Origin of the sequence: Paenibacillus sanfengchensis (assembly GCF_036864765.1) — a bacterium.
GTDB lineage: Bacteria > Bacillota > Bacilli > Paenibacillales > Paenibacillaceae > Fontibacillus > Fontibacillus sanfengchensis.
In genome coordinates, this window is record NZ_JBAGJC010000005.1 from 497,142 (window position 1) to 514,959 (window position 17,818).

Consider the following 17,818-nt stretch of genomic DNA (forward strand, 5'->3'; position numbering starts at 1 on the left):
CTAAATACCTGCAGATTTGCATCTTTTGGAGCTGGAAGGGTTGGAAAGTGCACTAGAAACTAGGCACCCTGATCGCCGTGGGCCTTCATACGATTTGGATGTCTGTGGGCGTGAGAATGTATTCTCAATTTCTCAATTTCTCAATTTCCCCTACTACGATGTCTGATTGGGCACTAGGTTTGCATTATTTGGTTATAGTCATATCCATAGGAATCTCAAACCATATAAAGGAGCATGCCCCATGGTTCTAAACGATGATTTTTTGTTGTCCACCGACATGGCCAAGACGCTGTATCACGAGCACGCCGCCAATATGCCGATTATTGATTACCACTGCCATCTCGATCCAAAAGAAATTTACGAAAACCTGCCTTTCCGCAACCTTACCGAAGCCTGGCTGGCCGGGGACCATTATAAATGGCGGCTGATGCGGGCCAACGGTGTGCCGGAATCCCATATTACGGGGGACGCCTCCGACTACGACAAGTTTCTCGCCTGGGCGAGAACCGTGCCGAGAACCGTGGGCAATCCGCTGTACAGCTGGACGCACCTTGAGCTGCGCCGGTTCTTTGGAGTTCAGGAACTGCTGAACGAAGAAACGGCTCCCCGAATTTGGGAGGAGGTCAACGCCCAGTTGGCCGGCGAGCGCTTCAAACGGCGGAATATCATCAAGCTTTCCGGAGTAAAGCTCGTCTGCACGACCGATGACCCCGCCGATACGCTTGAATATCACCAATTGCTGCGGGAGGAAGAAAAGGACTTCCGCGTCCTCCCGACCTTCCGTCCCGACAAAGCGCTAAATGTGGACGCCCCCGGGTTCCCGGATTGGTTGAAGCGGCTGGAGGATGCGGCGGGGCAAAAAATCGGCTCTTACTCGGCATTGACGGAAGCGCTTAAAGGGCGCATTGCCTTTTTCCACGAACAGGGCTGCCGCTTGTCGGACCACGCGCTCGATGTGCTGAAGTACCGGGCCGGCGACGCGGCGGAAGTCGAGGCCGTCTTTGCCAAGAGGCTCGCCGGCGAAGCCTTGTCCCCGGACGAGATCACGATGTACCGCACCGAGCTGCTGTCGGCGCTGATCGGCATGTACCGGGAGAACAACTGGACGATGCAGCTCCATATTCACGCCTTCCGCAACAACAACACGCCGATGTTCCGGCGGCTCGGGCCCGATACCGGCTATGACGCCCTGAACGATCTGCCGCTCGCCCAGCCGCTCTCGCAGCTGCTGGACCGGGCCGAGCAAGGAGCCGGGCTGCCGAAAACGATTCTGTACTCGCTGAATCCGAACGACTACCCCGTGCTGCTGACCTTGATGGGCTGCTATCAAAAAGAAGTGCCCGGCAAGCTCCAGCTCGGCTCGGGTTGGTGGTACAACGATACGCGCAGCGGGATGCGCCAGCAGCTCTCCCTGTTTGCGGAGCACAGCCTGCTTGCCGGATTTGTCGGCATGCTGACGGACTCGCGCAGCTTCCTCTCATACACGCGCCACGAGTATTTCCGCCGCGTGCTGTGCGAGCTGCTCGGCGATTGGGTTGCCCGCGGGGAGGCGCCGGATGACGCGGTTGTCCTCGGCCGGATCGTCGAGGACATCTCTTACAACAACGCGGCGTCGTACTTCGGATTTTGAACACTTTGACGGGAAGGAGTGAAATCAGCGATGTCTTTCAAGCTGTTTATAGCGGGGGATTCCACCGCGGCGCTCAAAGGCGCGGCGGAAAAACCGATGACCGGTTGGGGCGAATATTTGCAGGATTATTTCGGTTCGGCGGTGGAGATCGACAACCGGGCGGTGAACGGGCGCAGCACCAAATCGTTTTTGGCCGAGGGAAGGCTGGCGCATATTGAAAAAGACCTTCAGGCCGGCGACTACCTCTTCATCCAATTCGGCCACAATGACGGAAAACGGGAGGATCCCGCCCGCTATGCCGATCACGATACGGAGTACAAGGACAATCTGCGGCGGTTCGTGGATGCCGCCCGCAGGGCGGGTGCGGCGCCGGTGCTGCTGACATCGGTCAGCCGCCGCCGCTTTCTGGCGGACGGGACGCTTGACCCCGACGCGGTCGGCCCCTACCCGGCCGCGCTACGGCAGGTCGCGGCGGACACGGGAACGCCGCTGCTCGACATTTTTGCGGCGTCGCAGCAGCTCTTCCGGGCGCTCGGGGACCCGGGCTCCAGGCATCTGGTGATGCATCTGCCGGCCGAGGCCCATCCCAATTACCCGGAAGGCGTTCAGGACGACACGCATTTCTCCGACGTCGGCGCCCGTCAGGTGGCCCGCCTGGTCGCCCAGGCGATCCGGCAATCGGACGCACTCGCCGAGCTGCGGGCCTGCCTGAAAGGCACGGCGGCGGAAAGTCTGCTCTCGGGGAAGGCGGTGGAATGCCCATGAGCGCAAAAAAAGAAACTGCGGAAACCGCCTATGCTTATCCCCCGCTCAATCTCGGCGTAAGGGCCCATGATTTCGGGCAGGTCCCGTTGGATACGCTGATTTCCAAAATCCGGCACCATTCCTTTACCTGCATTCAGTTCGCCGTGAAAAAATCGTTCCCCGACAGCGTCCCCAGCTTTTCCGCGCTGAGCCCCGGCACCGCCGCATTTTACGGCGGCGCCTTTCGCCGGGCCGGCATTCACCTGGCCGTGCTGGGATGCTACGTCAACATCGTTGCCTCCGACCCGGCGGAGCGCAACCGGGCGCTTTCCGATTTTGCCACCCACCTCCGCCTGGCCCGCGATTTCGGCGCCAGCCTCGTCGGAACCGAAACCGGGAGCGTCGGGAATGGTTATACGCCGGAGAATTTCACGGAAGAGGCGTTTCAGCGCGTGGTGGAATCGGTCCGGTGGATGGTGGCGGAAGCCGAACGATTCGGCGTGACGATAGGGATCGAGGCGGGCCTCCATCATCCGCTCTACACGGCTCGGTTGACCCGCCGGCTCCTGGAGGAAGTTCCGTCGCGGAACCTCCAGGTCATTCTGGACTGTGCCAACCTCATCTCGCCGGACAATTACTTGCAGCAGGAGGACATTATAGCGGAAGCTCTGGACCTGCTCGGCGACCGGATCGCCGTCCTCCACTTGAAGGATTTCAAGGTCGAACAAGGACGTCTCGAAATCGTTCCCGTCGGTCAGGGGCAAATGCAGTTCCGCCCATTGCTGCATTATATGAAATACAAGCGCCCCCATATCCAGGGCCTGCTCGAAAGCACGCCGGAAGAGGACATGGAGGCGAGCGCCGCGTATTTAAGACAGCTGTATGAGCAGGTATGACCGGCTGCCGGGCTTTGCCCGGACCGGTCTTTTCATCTAGCGGGTCCGGGCGGATTATGACCGGCTTTCAGCGAAATGCCGGGCCAGAAATTCCCGAAACCGTTCGGCCGCTTGCGGCAAATATCTGGATTCCAGCCAGGCCACCGAAAAAGCCCGGTGACAATCCGGCGATTCAATCGGGATTAGCTTATATGCTTGCGTTACGTCATCCCCTTTGCAGGTCGGCATGAAGGCAACGCCCAGACCGGCCGCCACCAGGCCGGCAAGCGCCGACGGTTCCTCCACCTCGCATATCACTTCCCTCTGAATGCCAGCGGACTCGCAAAAGGCATCGTTTATACTCCGAAACGGATGGCCCGCTTTATATTCGATAAAAGCCTCGCCCCCGGCTTCCCGCAGATGAATCCGCTCCCGCCCTTCGAGGCGATGTCCGGGCGGCACCGCCAGACGCACCTCGGCATGCAGCACGTCCTCCTCCTTGACGCGGGGATGATTCAAAGATGCCGCTCCAAAACACAAATCAACCTCCCCGTTCTCCAGCATCCGGACCATCTCCGCCACGGAGCCTGGAGCCACCTGGACAATCCGGAAGTTCACCTCCGGGTACTGTGCCCGAAACGCCCCCAGCGCCTTGGACAGACGATTCAAAGTCGTGGTGGCTATCCGAATCGTCCCCCGCTCTGCACCGGCAAGATCCGTAACTTCCCTTTTCCCCTCTTCCAGGACCGACAAAGCCGTCTCCACACTGTTTAGAAACGCTTTTCCGAACGGATTCAACCGGATTTGCCGATTTTGTCTATCGAACAGCGGCACCCCCAATTCTTCCTCCAGGCGGGCGATGGTTTTGCTTAGCGCAGGCTGGGCGATTTGCAGTTTCTTTGCGGCATTGGTCATATGCTCCATTCGCGCCACCGTTTGAAAATACCGCAGTTGAAGCAGTTCCATGTCCGCTCCTCCCTTCAATTCATATCTTCTAGTATATTGATTTATAACAAAATATATATTTTTAATTATTATAAATCAATTATAAGATAAGGTTTGAAAACATCAAAGGGGTGATCGTTATGAGATTCGACCGCAAACTAACGGCAGCGGACAAGTTGATCCGTGTCCTGGCGTTTACGATGGTGCTTTCGTCGATGAGCGCAACCATGTTCAACATCGTACTGCCCGAAATCAGCCAACAATTTCAGCTGTCATTCGCCCAGGTGAGTTGGGTAACTTCAATCTACTTACTCATCTATGCGATCGGTTCTGTGATCTACGGAAAACTGTCCGATATGTTCCAGCCTAAACAACTGCTGACCGTCGGCCTGCTCATTTTCTTCGTTGGGTCGATGATCGGGCTGGCGTCATCGGCGTACTGGATGGTTCTCCTCGCCCGCGTCTTGCAGGCTTTGGGAGCCGCCGTGATCCCGGCGATGGCGATGATCATTCCGGTCCGCTATTTTCCCGCGGAACGCCGCGGCCAAGCCCTTGGCATTACCGCCACGGGATTGGCCATCGGGAGTGCGGTAGGCCCTGTCGTATCTTCCCTGATGGTCAGCGTGTTCCATTGGCGATGGCTGTTTATAATCCCCCTGCTCATTTTGATAACCCTGCCCATGTACCGGAAGCTGCTGCGCGACGAACCCGCGGCCGGAGGACGGATCGATTGGCTGGGAGGCGGGCTGCTGGCGGGGACCGTCGCGCTCTTCCTCTTGTCGGTCACCCAAAACGGGGGATGGTTTTTCGGCCCGGCAAGCCTGATCCTTCTGGCATTGTTTATCCTGCGCATCCGCACGGCCGGCGAGCCCTTCATCCCGCCTCGCCTGTTCTCGAACAAAAGGTATGTTTGGGGCGTTGTCCTGGCCGTAGTGTTGGTGGGGACCAGCTACTCGCTGCCCTTTTTGACGCCGCAGTTGTTGGCCGATCTGAACCGGTTGAGTCCGGGGTGGATCGGATTTACGATGGTCCCCGGAGCCGTCGCCACGGCGGTTCTCGGCAGCACCGGCGGCAAACTGGCGGATACCCGGGGAACATCCTTCCTTTTCCGCTTCGCCATATCGCTGAACTTGCTTTGTTTTGCGCTATTGTCCTCCTTCTCCGGGATTTCGCCGGTCGGCATTGCCGCCTTTTTAATCCTGGGCAATATCGGTCAGATGTTCATACAGATTTCCATGACCAAAACGATTTCGCTGTCGCTCCCCAAGGAACAGACCGGCGTTGGCATGGGGCTGCTGTCGATGATGAATTTCCTGGCCGGCGCGGCCGCTTCCGGCATTTACAGCAGAACCGTGGACCTCGGGTCATCGTCGGTCTGGAACCCGTTCAATCCGTTTCCGGCATCCGCCGCCTACAGCAACATTTACTTGGTGCTTGCCGGAGTCCAAGCGGGCGCGATGCTGCTGTTCTCCCGGCATTTCGGCGGGACATCACGGGCACGCCTTGTTCAGGAGGCATCCGGCCCATCCGGTCGCTCGTTATCAGGGCCTGATCAGGAACCTAAATCGTATTAAGCTCCGGGCGATCAAAGTTCCAGACGAGCTCCCGACACTCTCAACGCTGTCAACACCTTCAATAACTTCCAACTCCAAAAAGATGCAAATCTGCAGGAATTTAAGCCGGTTCACGAGCGTATGCGAAAAAAGATGCAAATCTGCAGGTATTTCTAGCGATTTTAGAGAAACAAGCCGGTTTCTTCGAAAATTCCTGCAGATTTGCAGGCATTTTGAAATTTGGGTTCGGAACAGGAAAAAAGCTTGCAGATTTGCAGGAATTTTATGTTTAAAGAACGTTGTGGTCTGATGGGGCACCGACACTAGTCTCGGTCTCACATGCACTTGTCTACCTATAAGAAGGCTTCCGAACCGGCCAACCGAAAAAGACCGGCCCAGGGGCCGGTCCATGAGACACGAAACGAACGAATGGATACCCGCCGTCCGTTTAGATCGCTTGCTCCGCGAGCAGGTCCATCCGCCCGCGTCCGGCGAGATGATGGATGGTCTGCAGGTAGCTCACCGTGCGGTTCGAGGAATGCATAATCACGGAGTGGGTTTCGGCTTTCTGGTTAGGCAAATACCGGACCCCGTTCAGCAGATCCCCCGAGGTCACACCGGTCGCCACAAACAGCACACTGCCGCTGCCGACCATGTCCTCCATGGTCAGGAGGCGCCGCGGATCGCCGAGCCCCATTGCCCGGCAGCGGGCCGTTTCCTCCGGGGTTCCGGGCAGCAGACGGCCCTGCAGCTCCCCGCCGAGGCAGCGGAGCGCCGCGGCCGCCAGCACGCCCTCCGGGGCGCCGCCGGAGCCGACGTAGAGGTCGACGCCGCCTTCGCTGGCCGCCTCGATCGCCCCCATGACGTCGCCATGGCCCAGCAGCTTGATCCGCACCCCCGCGGTACGCAGCGCCCGAATCATCTCCTGGTGGCGCTCCCGGTCCAGGATGGACACCGTCATGTCCTGCAGCGGCTTCTTCAAGATGCCGGAAGCCTTCGCCAGCGTAACGCCGATCGGATCGTTCAGCGACAGCTTTCCGGCCAACGCCGGTCCAACCGCCAGCTTCGCCATGTAGATATCCGGCGCATGCAGGAGATTTCCCTGCGGCGCGGCGGCGATCACGGAGATGGCATTGTTCAGGCCATTCGCTACCGTCTCGGTGCCTTCCAAAGGATCGACGGCGATGTCCACCTTTGGACCGCGGCGGTTGCCGACTTTCTCGCCGATATAGAGCATCGGGGCTTCATCCATCTCCCCTTCGCCGATCACGACGGTGCCATCCATATCCACGGAATGGAACAAGCTGCGGATGGCGACGGTTGCCGCCTCATCCGCGCTGTGCTTGTCTCCTCTTCCTGTCCATTGCGCCGCCTCCAGGGCGGCGGCTTCCGTAATGCGCGCCAGTTCCAATGCCATATGACGTTCCATGATTTTCCCTCCGTTTCAGTTTCCCCGTTCTCTATATTTGTCTCATTATCAAAGCAGCGGTTTCTTCAATCGCCTTATCCGTCACGTCAATCACCGGACAGCCCAGGGCGGCGAACAGTTCCTGCGCATATTTCAGCTCATCCTGGACCCGCTGAATGGAGGCATAGTGGGCATCGTCCGGCAGCCCCATCGATTGCAGGCGCGCCGAGCGGATCTTCACCAAATGCTCCGGATTTACCGTCAGTCCGACGATTTTGCCCGGATTAACTTCCCGGAGCTGAGTAGGGGGCGTCAGTTCCGGTACGACCGGATAGTTCATCACCTTCAACCCTTTGTGCGCCAAAAAAATCGACAGCGGCGTCTTCGACACCCTGGAGGCCCCGAGCAGAATCAAGTCCGCCTTCAGGATCGCTCCGACATCCTTGCCATCGTCGTTGTTGACGGCAAATTCCACGGCTTCCACCCGTTTGAAGTAATCCTCGTCCAGCCGGTGCAGCAGCCCGGGGGTGCGCTTCGGCGTATCGTTAAACGTATCGATGAAGGCTTGCATCATCGGGCCCATGATATCTACCGCCCGGACGTTCAGCCGGACCGCTTCTTCCCGGATCGCCTCCCGGAGCTCCGGCTGCACCAGCGTATAAGCGACGAAGCCTCCCCGGCGGGCGACCTCTTCCATGACCGCGCCGATCTCGTCTTCGGAGCGGACGTTCATGATGCGTTTGATTTCCGTATTCGGCAGTTCGAACTGCCGAAGTGTCGCCCGGACGACCGCTTCGGCGGTTTCGCCGATCGAGTCCGAGCAAATAGCTATGAAGTGTGACTGCCCCTGGTTCATCCCATTCCTCCCGTGATTTCCGTTTGTCTCTTATTTCTCTTCCAGCGTGTCGAGCAGCATTTTAATGATATTCGTTTTGGAAATTCGTCCCACGACGTTCAGTTCCCCTTCTCCGCCAGAAGGGGCCGGCACCACCACAGGCAGGCTGTCGACCTGGTGGGCGATGATGATGCGGGCCGCTTCCAGCACGGTATCCTCCGGGGATACGGTGATGACGTTCGGCCGGCGGGTCATGATGAAGCTCACCGGCATGGTCGAAGCCGAGGCATTGCCCAGCGTCACCTTCAGCAGGTCTTTCCGCGAGACGATGCCGGCCAGCCGTCCCTCTTCATCGGTGACGATCAGATGACCGACATTTTCGAGAAACAGCGTGACGACCGCGTCATGGATCGTCGTCGTTTCCCGCACGACCACCGGGACCCCGTGCACGTCGCCGACCTTCATGTCCAGCAGCTTAAGCCTGCTCTCATTTTTCGAAAGTGCGCGTTTCCCGAGAAAATACCCCACCTTCGGTTTGGCATCGATATAATCGAGCATGACCAGCACCGAAAGGTCCGAACGGATCGTCGGGCGGGTCAAGTTCAGCATTTCCGCGATTTGCTCCCCGGTGATAGGGGCGTGTTTTTTTACGATATCTACAATTTCCATTTGACGGGATGTCAGTTTGATAGTGGATCCCTCCGCTTTATTCTTGTTCTGCCCGTTTGCCGGGCGAATTGAAGTTCCTCCTCTCGTTTGGAAGGTTTTTCTGAATATATAGTACGTCATATATTCGAGTATTGCAATATATAATACGTACTTTATTTCGATTATGGTGTTTTAATTATCGAAACAAGGTGGCATATTTCTTCCGGCAACCGGCCAGGCCGGTGGAATGTTTCTTAGCCACAAAAAAAAGCGGAAGGTCGGACACAAGCCGACCTCCGCTTTAGATTTAGGAAATTTTGTACTTGGCGATATATTGTCCAAGCTGCCGGGAAGCCTCGTTCAGAATGACGGCCGACTGCGCCATCTCTTGAACGGCGTCCTTCTGGGCCACGGCGGCTTCCGCCGTACTTTGACTGTTTTTGAACGCCTCTGCCGCAATATGCTCCAAAGTGTTGAACGAGGCGGTAATCTGTTCGGCACTGGCCGACAATTGCTGAGAAGCGGCGGAAACCTCCTGAATCTGTATCGAGATCTCCGAGGTGGAGCCGGTGATCAGGCCGAACGCCTCGCTTGCGGAACGGATGGACTCCCTTCCCGTCTCCACTTGTTTGACGCCATGCCCCAACGTGTTTACTGCCTGCTGGGTGGCGCCTTGGATCAGCTCGACGATTTCCGAGATTTGATCGGAAGACGCCTGGGATTGTGCGGCCAGTTTGCTGATTTCCTTGGCGACGACCGCAAATCCCTTACCGTGCTCACCCGCCCGCGCCGCTTCAATCCCGGCATTGAGAGACAGCAAATTGGTTTGTGTCGTAATCGCCTTGATGACCGAGGTGATTTGGTCGATATTTTTGGAGTGCTGATAGAGCTTGTCCACCGTTTCGGCAAAACCGGCTACCGCTTGGTGGATCGTGTCCATCTGCACCACGGCGGAGGTCAGGAGATCATTCCCTTGTTGGGCCTGCTGTTCCGTAGCTACGGAGAGCTGCGACACCGTTAAGGTGGAATCGGAAATCCGCATGACGCCTTCCGAAATTTCCTCCATAGCCCGTGCGGTCTCGGATACTTTTTGCTTTTGCGTATCGGCCCCCTCCGCAATGCTTTGGGAGGCCGAAGCCGACACTGCAATTTGTTCCGTCGACTGCCGCGTGCGTTCGGTAAGCTGCTGGCTGGAGGCGGCTACCTGATTGGAGGCTCCCTGCGCCGCTTCGATAAAAGAAGCAAGACTTGACCGCATCTTCTCGAAAATCGAGGTCAACGACCCGATTTCATCCTTCGTACGGCTTATCAGCGGCTCACTCAGGTCTCCTTCGGCGATTTTGTTTGCCGCCTGCGTAAGTTTCCGGATGGGTTGATGAATGGAGCGAGCCAAGATGAAGGCGGCGCAAACGCAGAACAGCAGACCCAATCCTTGGACAATCACTAGCAAAAGATTGGACTGTGCGTTGGATTTCATAATCTCTTCCATGGTGAAGACGACTTCTTCAGTTTCCGACTTGGCAAAATCGTTGATGCTGTTGGTAATATCCGTGATGACCTGCATATTTTCTTCGTCGTTATGCAAGGCTTTATCCAGTTGGGCGTTAATGGTGTCGATTTCGGATTTGTCCTCGGGGTTCAAGACCAGGTATTGTTCCAGATTCTTATGAAATTCCCCGGTCAGATTGTTGATGGTATCCTCGCTCTCTTTGGGGCTGAACCAACCGGTCAAGGCAAGGAGCTGCTGTGTCTGAATCTGGGATAGTATCGCCTTGGTTTCGGTAGCATAGTTTAGAGAACGCAACGATTCGTTTTTCACCTCCAGCAAGCTTTCGCTTTGAATATTCGATTTGTACAGCTGATATGTAACGCCGGCGATCAAAAATATAAACAAAATCCCGAAATACACAAAAATTTTTGTTCTGATTTTCACATAAAATCCTCCCTTCCGCATTATCAAAGTCAAGAACTGTTACTTTTTATATCGGAATTATGAAAGAATTTTACAAACTATATATTCCTCGCCCCCTTGGAACTCCCACATGAAGCCGATTACAATTACAAAAGGCGGCCCCAAAGCACTTAAGCTTTGGAGCCGCTGCCTGGAATTCCTCCTACCTTTGTTTCACTTGCCAGCTTCTTACGGCATAAGCCGCCCCGACCATCCCCAAACTTAGAAGGAAGTACAGCCCTCCCGCTTGTTCGGCACGCCAATCCGACACCCCTCCACCCAAGAAATCGAGAATCGGGGTTTTATTAAACGGGCCCAGATACCAAATCAGCAGATACAGCACCTCGAACACCCGATGGGTACGCGTCAACACGCCGCACACCAGGCCTAAGGACGGGATCAGCAGCACCGCAGAAACGGCATAAATCAACTGCGCCGTGTCCCTCTCCAGCAACAATCGAATCAGCATTCCTCCTCCTGCGAACAAGGTTGCGAGAATGCCGGCAAGCCAAATCGCCAGCAACTGGCGGGTCGCAAAACGGGGGCTGGATAAAGCCAGAAATTCCGTGCGGTAACGAGTGTCCCGATTCCCCATGCCGGACCATAGGGTCAGCGGCCAAATCCAAACGAAAGGCCAGATCATCCATGTACGCGAAACCTCGGCCGGCAGAAACAGGCACAGGAGCGATAGCAGGAAGGTGACGATAAACCAGCCCATAGAAGCCCCTTTCCTCAGGAGCCGCAATTCCCCGGCAAGCAGCGGCCAGAATCCCCCGGCAACAGGTACGGGTGTAAGCTTAGCGGCACGGATCGTCGATGGTTCGCTTCGCGTAACCGCGGAATCCACTCCGGTGATCTCCCCAGAAGCCTCGCCGGTCGATCCTGACCGAACCGGTTCTTTAAACCCGCGGAACAGAAGCGCAGCTAACAGCAATAATACCGCGGCAGCCGCCAAGGGGATGAGGTGCTGTAAAATCAGACCGCCCGTCCATTCCACCCCCTGATACTCGAACCGTTGGATAGGGGCATGCGGAAATAAGATGCCGATACCGTAACTGTCCGAAAAGGCGGGGGCGACTTCGTGCAATTCCCGCATCATATCCGAAGTATAGACGGAAATCCCGAAGGGCAGCGAATCTATCATTGTGGCATACAAAATAAACAACGCAAAGTACACGACATTTCCAAGTCCGCCCCGCAGCATCTTCCTGGTCTCAAACAGCAAAGCCAATACCGCAACGACCGCCAATACCGGCAGCACCATAAAAAGGAAAGGGGACACCAATTCCCAAACTTCAATCCGCCGGACCTCCCCCCGGTTCCACTGCATCGCGGCGGCTACCCCCATAACGGCTGCCGCGATGAGGGACAGTACGGCAAAGTTGCTTATGGCCTTCCCCGTGAGGTAGTACAGCTTTTTTACCGGTGCGGATGCGATAATTTCCCCTACGCGGGTGCGCTTATCCCGCTGAATGCTGTTTTTGACCAGGTAAAAACCGAACAAGCTGAGAAAGAGTAGACTCGAGATGGCAACGGACGCCCCTATCCAAGCGGAATTATATTCTCCACGGTATACACCTCCCAGATGCACCGTTACATAGCCCGCATCCGCAGGGGGCACACAGAAATAAGCGGCCATCATCGCTAAGCCAAGCGTCACCAAAAAGGAAAAATGCCTTGTCCGTTCCAGCAGGTCGGCGCGGGCAATATGATAAATCATAGAAATTGCCCGCATTTTTATTCCCCTTCCCCGCCGCACATCCTGGCGTAAAGATAAGCGTCTTCCAGGCTGGGCGTCAACGGGGACGCCAGCGCATCGGGCGGCGATTCCGAAATGATGCGAAGCTCCAGCCCTTCCAATCTCCGTATTGTGCCGTTAATCGTCCAGGTTGCTCGGGCCTCCTGAAGTTTATGCTCCGGAATCAGCAGCGACCATACTTTTCCCTGCACCGTGCGCAGCGCCTCGCCGGGATCGGCCTTCATCAGCAGACTCCCTTTGGACAGGATGGCGATTTGGTTGGCAGTCGCTTCGATATCCGACACGATATGGGTAGAAAGGAGAATAATTCTTTCCCCGGACAAATCCGTCAGCAGACTCCGGAACCGGACCCGCTCCTCCGGATCCAAGCCGACGGTAGGCTCATCGAGAATCAGCAGCCGCGGGTCGTTCAGCAAGGCCTGGGCGATGCCGATGCGCTGACGCATGCCGCCCGAGAAACTGCCGATCGGCCGGCTCCGGACTTCATGGAGATTCAAGAGTTCAAGCAGCTCCAAAATCCTCTTTTTGATTCTCGGCCCGCTAAGTCCCTTTAATGCCGCGGCGTATTGCAAAAACTCCACCGCATTCAGGTGGGGGTACACCCCCACATCCTGCGGCAGGTAGCCCAATTGGGCCCGAAGCACATCGGCCCGCTTGCTTATGTTCTCTCCATCCCAGGTAATGGTCCCCTCGGTCGGCCGCGAGATCGTGGCCAGCATGCGCATCAGCGTGGACTTTCCGGCGCCATTCGGTCCGAGCAGCCCGGTAATCCCCGGCTGTAGCGTCATGTTTATTTTTTGCAGCGCCCATTTTCCTTGTTTATAGCGTTTGCTCACATTGTGCAATTCCAACATCTTGAAGGTTCCTCCCGACTTTTTCCTCTGCTCTCAAAGCATTCTAGAGAATGGAAATAAAATCGAGGTAAACAGCAGGTAACGTATATCCTAATTATTTCCCCAAAGGCAACGACACCGTTATTGTAGTCCCTTCGCCTACACGGCTGGAAACGTTGATGCTGCCTTTGTGGGCTCGTACGATTTGATCGGCGATCGCCATGCCCAGGCCCGTTCCCTCGGAGTATTTTTCCGTCGTGGTTCCCCGGAAATATTTATGGAATAGCTGCGCCACCGTATCTTCGTCCATGCCGGTTCCATCATCGGTAATCGCAATCGTGAGGAAAGAAGTCCGCTTCAGCATTTGTATCCGCACATGGGTTCCGGACGGATTATGCAGCACGGCATTAATAATGAGGTTATGCAGCGAGCGCTGGAGCAGCTTCTCATCGATCCGCAGCACCGCCCGCGAGACATTCGCTTCGAAGCCGATATGGCATTGGACGGCCCGGGGATCATTGGCCACATCGGCTACGATGCGCCGCACGTATTCGACCAGCTCTTTTTTGACCAAATGCAGCGGCATCTCTTGTCCTTCCAGCCGAAAAGTCAGGCTCAAGTCCCCGATCAGTTCCTCCATATGGCTGGCTTTCGTCTGGATTTCGGTGATAAACTCCGCCTGCTCCCGGGCCGTCCATTCGTGAGAGGAGAGAAGCATATCGGCATATCCTTTGATGTAGGTCAGCGGGGTTTTCAAATCATGGGAGATGCCGGCCATCCACTCTTTTTGCAGCTCGTTCAGCCGGCCCCGTTCCCGTTCGCTTCTCTCCAGAGTTTCCGAGAGCGCCTGCATCTGCAGGATTAACTCCTTCAAAAGACTGTAGGGGGCCTTGATTTTCCTTCCCTCACCGGTACCCAGGCCTTGAAATTTAACGGGATCCCGATAAATGCCGTGTGCCAAACGTTGGATTTTACCGATAACGTAGATCAGCGGCAGCCCGAAATACCAGCCGCAGACAAGGATATAAATCGTAATGAGAACCGCCACGCATATAATGACCCCGTTATCTTGGCGTGCTCCCCCCTCGGGGACCAGGACATCGACCACCGCCAAGCCAAGGCTGATACAGCCGACAAGCAGCACCAGACTGACCAGAAAGTGAACGGTGAGCCGCAAAAAAAATCTGATGCTCAGCCTCATGCCGGTGCGCCCATTTCCGGAGGGATAAAGCGGTAGCCGATTCCGCGCATATTAATGATGATTTTCGGATTCGAAGGATTGGCCTCCAGTTTTTTTCGCAGTCTGGAGATATGGATGACCACCGTCTTTTCGTCCCCTATAAACGCCGTCCCCCATACCTGGTCGTAAAGCTGCAGGGCGGTAAACACCTGATTCGGGTGTTCGCACAGAAACGTGAGCAGCTCGAACTCCTTGGCCGGACAAGGCGTCTCCCGACCGTTGATGAAGAGTTGGCCCGTGCTTTTATCGATGAGGAAGCAGCCGAAATTCATAGCTTTGCTTTTGACGGGCGGCTGAGTTTTGTAGAACTGCTCTCTTCGCAAATGAGCCTGAATCCGGGCCACCAGTTCCAAAGGGTTAAAAGGCTTGGTCACATAGTCGTCTCCGCCGAATCCGAGTCCCATCACTTTATCCAAATCCCCTGACCTGGCTGTAACGAAAATTATCGGCATATTCGTCCGGCTGCGAATTTCCCGGCACAACTCGAACCCGTCCATATCCGGAAGCATCACATCCAATACGGCGAGATCGAAATCATGAAGCTCCATCAAACGCAGGGCCTCACCCGCCGAGGCCGCGGTAGCGATCCGCTGAAAACCTTCCTTCTGGAGCAGTTTTTCGATCATGGTTAAAATGCCTTTTTCATCATCTACCAGCAAAAGATGCTCTTGTCTCATCACAACCACTACTTTCTTGCTATATTCATCAAAACGATACTTCTAAAATATTGACAGCATTTTCCGGTACGGTCAACGAGGTTTATCAACCATGTAAAAGAGCCGCTCTAGTGGAGCGGCGGACTCTATACCCGTACGGGTGCCAAGGCAAGCGCACCGTGGCCCAGGCGGCGAATATCGCCACTCGGGTAGCCACGCTCTCTGATGATGGACTTACGGGCATGATTGTTTGATGACACCGGGCCGGTTCCTTGGTAGTGAAAACAACAGAAGTTCTTATCCGGTCGGTCGAACTGGATAAGAACTTCTATTCTTTTTATAGAAGAAATAAAATTGGCGTTGGGCCAGGATGTGATAGGGTTTCGGAGATACATTGCCAACATCGACAATTGTAGATATAGAAGCGCCACCACCGTCGGTCGGAGTCTACACACTAACGGGAAAACCTCCCGTTAATTTAGCTCGCTTGGCTCTTCGCTCGGATTTAGCTGGAAAAGCTCCAGCTATTTCGCGGCCCAATGGCCGATATACAGAATTTCAGGCGAATTAACGGGAGGTTTTCCAGCTAAATCACCCCTCCGGCCGCATACGCACCAAATTAACGGGAAGAATTCCTTTTAATTCAAACCAAACAACTAGCGCCCCATCAGCCAACCTTGATTAAGATAGAATTCCTGCAATTCTGCAGGAATTTTCGACGAAATAGGCTCGCTTCTCTAAAATCGCTAGGAATTCCTGCAGACTTGTATCTTTTGGAGTTGGAAGTGCGCTCGGCACCTTGATAGCCAGGGGCTTAATACGGATTAGGATGTCTGTAAGCTTAGGACTGCGTACTTATCGAGTACCTCACTCCAAATCATAGTTGATGATGTCTGATGAGGCATTAGCTGTAGGTGAGGAGTATGAAAAGAACCCTTTACACCGCTGTCTAATACGTAAATCAATAGTTCAACCTATATAGTTTCGAAATTGCTAAAATTTTTTTCACCCAGGGAATATACCGATTTAATAACTTTGACTGAAATAGATGAGAAACCATCGTATTTTTACGGTAGTCTTGCCTGCTCTTATAAAAGGCTTCGTCATACAGAACTCTTCTGCAGGGGATTTTGCTTCCGGTCAGGATTGGCCTGGCTTTATTAAGTTGTCTTGATGGGCAGCATTCGGGTCTTTGGGAAGCGCAACGAGCACCAAGGGGATCAATGCGGTCATCCCTGCCACGAACACAATATAAGGGACAACATGGCCGAAGGAATCAAATAAAAAGCCCCCCAGCGCGGGTCCGACAATCATGCCGATATTGGAGCCTGTGGAATATTTGCCGTAGGCATCGCCCAATGTTATGCTCGGAAATGCTCTTCATAAACATTGCATCCAGCGAGAATTCCAGCATGGAAAATGAAAGGATAAAGCCCGTCCAAAACAAGGCGAATATGCTCAGTCTGGAGGAAAACAGAAGGGTAAATTGAAATGTAGTATATCCGAGTTCCTCAGTATACAGCGGCAACAAAACATCAAAAAAGATAAAGGGTAAAGATATAATTATAACTGGAATCGATAGTTTTTTATACGGCATTTCCCCACCTCACTTCACAACCTTCTTGCAATGAATACTACCTCAAAGGCCAGCAGTAAATATGTGATTGATTTCTCCCCATAAACTAGCTCGACTTGCCGGCAAAACAATGCACTGTTCAAATCCATGAAGTTCATAGCAAGAATACCGGTTAAGTCGTATGATTAGTTACATACCGCTCTCACCATTCAGGCATCTTCACTACTAGGAGGACATTTATGGACATCCCCAGAGGCACCTACGGCTTTCGGTTCGCCGAAGACAAGGATCTCCAGCTGTGCGTGTTATTTGCGGCCGGCTATGATTCTATCACCGATCCTTCTTATCGCTGGGACGGACTGGAGCGGACCGATGGGCCTCTCCTGCTGTTCCAGTACACTATCTCCGGCGAAGGCGTATATGAGTCGGGGAACCGGACTCACCGTGTCACCGCCGGACAGGCTTTTCTCGCCGAAATTCCGGGACCCCATCGCTATTATTACCACCCGGAATCAAAAGAGCCGTGGGAATTCCTGTTCCTGCTATTCCGGCCCAATCTTATACTGCCTCATTGGCGTAAATTCCTGCGTGAAGCCGGGGAAGTTCCTCATCTGCCCATGGACTGTGCGCCGGTCCGGCTGTCGCGAATGATTGTGGTCGATGCGGGAGCGGGCAGAATCTCCGATCCCCTGATCGCGTCGTCTTGCGTCTATCAGTTCGTGACGGAACTGGCCCGAATGCCGGCCACAACTCTGCGGGACAGGGAGAACTGGCCTCCGAACGTAAGGCGCGCCGCCGAATTTATAGAGCTCAACTATTCCCGGATGATCAGTATCGATCAGCTTTCCGAGCATGTCTCCCTGTCCAAATACCACTTGATCCGCCGGTTTTCGGCCAGCACGGGCCTGACACCCGGCGCTTACTTGACCCACGTACGCACCGAGAAGGCCATGGAATTGCTTCGGGGAACCGGCCTTAGCATTGAGGCCATCGCCGAGCGGATTGGCTACTCCAGCGGAAGTTATTTTATCAAAGCGTTCCGCGGTTTGACGGGGCTCACGCCGGGAGAATTCCGCAGCGGGGGCGAAAGCCTTGCGTATCGCAAGCTGTTCTTTGATTAACCGCAATATTTTACTATCGGACTTTCAAGATTACTATAGATATT

General features: G+C 54.9%; 15 protein-coding genes. 5 read left to right on the forward strand and 10 right to left on the reverse strand.

Annotated elements, in window-relative coordinates; translation table 11 throughout:
- Window positions 1–241 precede the first annotated feature (241 nt).
- Genes uxaC through V4U84_RS14185 form a run of 3 tightly spaced genes read left to right on the forward strand, consistent with a single transcriptional unit; the run spans window position 242 to window position 3,270 of the window.
- A complete protein-coding gene (gene uxaC / locus V4U84_RS14175; protein WP_334077387.1) occupies window positions 242–1,630 on the forward strand; it encodes a glucuronate isomerase in 1,389 nt (462 codons plus the stop codon).
- Between the two features lie 18 nt (window positions 1,631–1,648).
- Window positions 1,649–2,395, forward strand: a complete 747-nt coding sequence (locus V4U84_RS14180) for a rhamnogalacturonan acetylesterase (protein WP_334077388.1) — start codon at window positions 1,649–1,651, stop codon at window positions 2,393–2,395.
- Window positions 2,392–3,270, forward strand: a complete 879-nt coding sequence (locus V4U84_RS14185) for a sugar phosphate isomerase/epimerase family protein (protein ID WP_334077389.1) — start codon at window positions 2,392–2,394, stop codon at window positions 3,268–3,270. The genes V4U84_RS14180 and V4U84_RS14185 overlap by 4 nt, the downstream gene beginning before the upstream one ends.
- Window positions 3,271–3,324: 54 nt before the next feature.
- On the opposite strand, the gene V4U84_RS14190 is transcribed toward V4U84_RS14185, so the two are convergent.
- On the reverse strand, window positions 3,325–4,215 hold the full coding sequence (locus tag V4U84_RS14190; RefSeq protein WP_334077390.1) for a LysR family transcriptional regulator: 891 nt from the start codon (window positions 4,213–4,215) through the stop codon (window positions 3,325–3,327).
- Between the two features lie 119 nt (window positions 4,216–4,334).
- On the opposite strand from V4U84_RS14190, the gene V4U84_RS14195 reads away from it, so the two are divergent.
- A complete protein-coding gene (locus V4U84_RS14195) occupies window positions 4,335–5,768 on the forward strand; it encodes an MFS transporter (protein WP_334077391.1) in 1,434 nt (477 codons plus the stop codon).
- Window positions 5,769–6,195: 427 nt separating this feature from the next.
- Here the strand turns inward: V4U84_RS14195 and glpX are convergent, their stop codons facing one another.
- From glpX to V4U84_RS14240, 9 genes are all read right to left on the reverse strand, one after another.
- Window positions 6,196–7,176 (reverse strand): class II fructose-bisphosphatase, encoded by a 981-nt coding sequence (gene glpX / locus V4U84_RS14200; protein ID WP_334077392.1) that lies wholly within the window; start codon window positions 7,174–7,176, stop codon window positions 6,196–6,198.
- A gap of 31 nt (window positions 7,177–7,207) precedes the next feature.
- Entirely contained in the window at window positions 7,208–8,011 is an 804-nt protein-coding gene (locus tag V4U84_RS14205; protein WP_334075189.1) for a pyruvate, water dikinase regulatory protein, read from the reverse strand.
- Window positions 8,012–8,041: 30 nt separating this feature from the next.
- A complete protein-coding gene (locus tag V4U84_RS14210; RefSeq protein ID WP_334077393.1) occupies window positions 8,042–8,659 on the reverse strand; it encodes a helix-turn-helix transcriptional regulator in 618 nt (205 codons plus the stop codon).
- Window positions 8,660–8,945: 286 nt separating this feature from the next.
- Entirely contained in the window at window positions 8,946–10,571 is a 1,626-nt protein-coding gene (locus tag V4U84_RS14215) for a methyl-accepting chemotaxis protein (protein WP_334075187.1), read from the reverse strand.
- 181 nt (window positions 10,572–10,752) lie between these two features.
- Complete coding sequence (locus V4U84_RS14220) at window positions 10,753–12,324, reverse strand: Tat pathway signal protein (protein ID WP_334077394.1); 1,572 nt, start codon at window positions 12,322–12,324, stop codon at window positions 10,753–10,755.
- A 2-nt stretch (window positions 12,325–12,326) separates the two neighbouring features.
- Complete coding sequence (locus V4U84_RS14225) at window positions 12,327–13,202, reverse strand: ABC transporter ATP-binding protein (RefSeq protein ID WP_334077395.1); 876 nt, start codon at window positions 13,200–13,202, stop codon at window positions 12,327–12,329.
- 94 nt (window positions 13,203–13,296) lie between these two features.
- Window positions 13,297–14,382 carry a sensor histidine kinase gene (locus V4U84_RS14230; RefSeq protein WP_334077396.1) on the reverse strand — a complete coding sequence of 362 codons (1,086 nt, stop codon included), beginning with the start codon at window positions 14,380–14,382 and terminating at the stop codon, window positions 13,297–13,299.
- Entirely contained in the window at window positions 14,379–15,098 is a 720-nt protein-coding gene (locus V4U84_RS14235) for a response regulator transcription factor (RefSeq protein ID WP_334077425.1), read from the reverse strand. Before V4U84_RS14235 ends, V4U84_RS14230 begins: the two co-directional genes overlap by 4 nt.
- Before the next feature lie 1,119 nt (window positions 15,099–16,217).
- Complete coding sequence (locus V4U84_RS14240; RefSeq protein WP_334077397.1) at window positions 16,218–16,436, reverse strand: MFS transporter; 219 nt, start codon at window positions 16,434–16,436, stop codon at window positions 16,218–16,220.
- 456 nt (window positions 16,437–16,892) lie between these two features.
- Here V4U84_RS14240 and V4U84_RS14245 point away from each other — a divergent pair, with 456 nt between their 5' ends.
- Entirely contained in the window at window positions 16,893–17,774 is an 882-nt protein-coding gene (locus V4U84_RS14245; RefSeq protein ID WP_334077398.1) for an AraC family transcriptional regulator, read from the forward strand.
- Window positions 17,775–17,818 lie beyond the last annotated feature (44 nt).

What these genes read in the sequence shown, in the direction of transcription:
- uxaC (WP_334077387.1), top strand. Translation starts at nt 242, where the DNA reads ATGGTTCTAAACGATGATTTTTTGTTGTCCACCGACATGGCCAAGACG.
- V4U84_RS14185 (WP_334077389.1), top strand. Translation starts at nt 2,392, where the DNA reads ATGAGCGCAAAAAAAGAAACTGCGGAAACCGCCTATGCTTATCCCCCG.
- V4U84_RS14190 (WP_334077390.1), bottom strand. Translation starts at nt 4,215, where the DNA reads ATGGAACTGCTTCAACTGCGGTATTTTCAAACGGTGGCGCGAATGGAG.
- V4U84_RS14195 (WP_334077391.1), top strand. Translation starts at nt 4,335, where the DNA reads ATGAGATTCGACCGCAAACTAACGGCAGCGGACAAGTTGATCCGTGTC.
- glpX (WP_334077392.1), bottom strand. Translation starts at nt 7,176, where the DNA reads ATGGAACGTCATATGGCATTGGAACTGGCGCGCATTACGGAAGCCGCC.
- V4U84_RS14205 (WP_334075189.1), bottom strand. Translation starts at nt 8,011, where the DNA reads ATGAACCAGGGGCAGTCACACTTCATAGCTATTTGCTCGGACTCGATC.
- V4U84_RS14210 (WP_334077393.1), bottom strand. Translation starts at nt 8,659, where the DNA reads ATGGAAATTGTAGATATCGTAAAAAAACACGCCCCTATCACCGGGGAG.
- V4U84_RS14220 (WP_334077394.1), bottom strand. Translation starts at nt 12,324, where the DNA reads ATGCGGGCAATTTCTATGATTTATCATATTGCCCGCGCCGACCTGCTG.
- V4U84_RS14225 (WP_334077395.1), bottom strand. Translation starts at nt 13,202, where the DNA reads ATGTTGGAATTGCACAATGTGAGCAAACGCTATAAACAAGGAAAATGG.
- V4U84_RS14230 (WP_334077396.1), bottom strand. Translation starts at nt 14,382, where the DNA reads ATGAGGCTGAGCATCAGATTTTTTTTGCGGCTCACCGTTCACTTTCTG.
- V4U84_RS14235 (WP_334077425.1), bottom strand. Translation starts at nt 15,098, where the DNA reads ATGAGACAAGAGCATCTTTTGCTGGTAGATGATGAAAAAGGCATTTTA.
- V4U84_RS14245 (WP_334077398.1), top strand. Translation starts at nt 16,893, where the DNA reads ATGGACATCCCCAGAGGCACCTACGGCTTTCGGTTCGCCGAAGACAAG.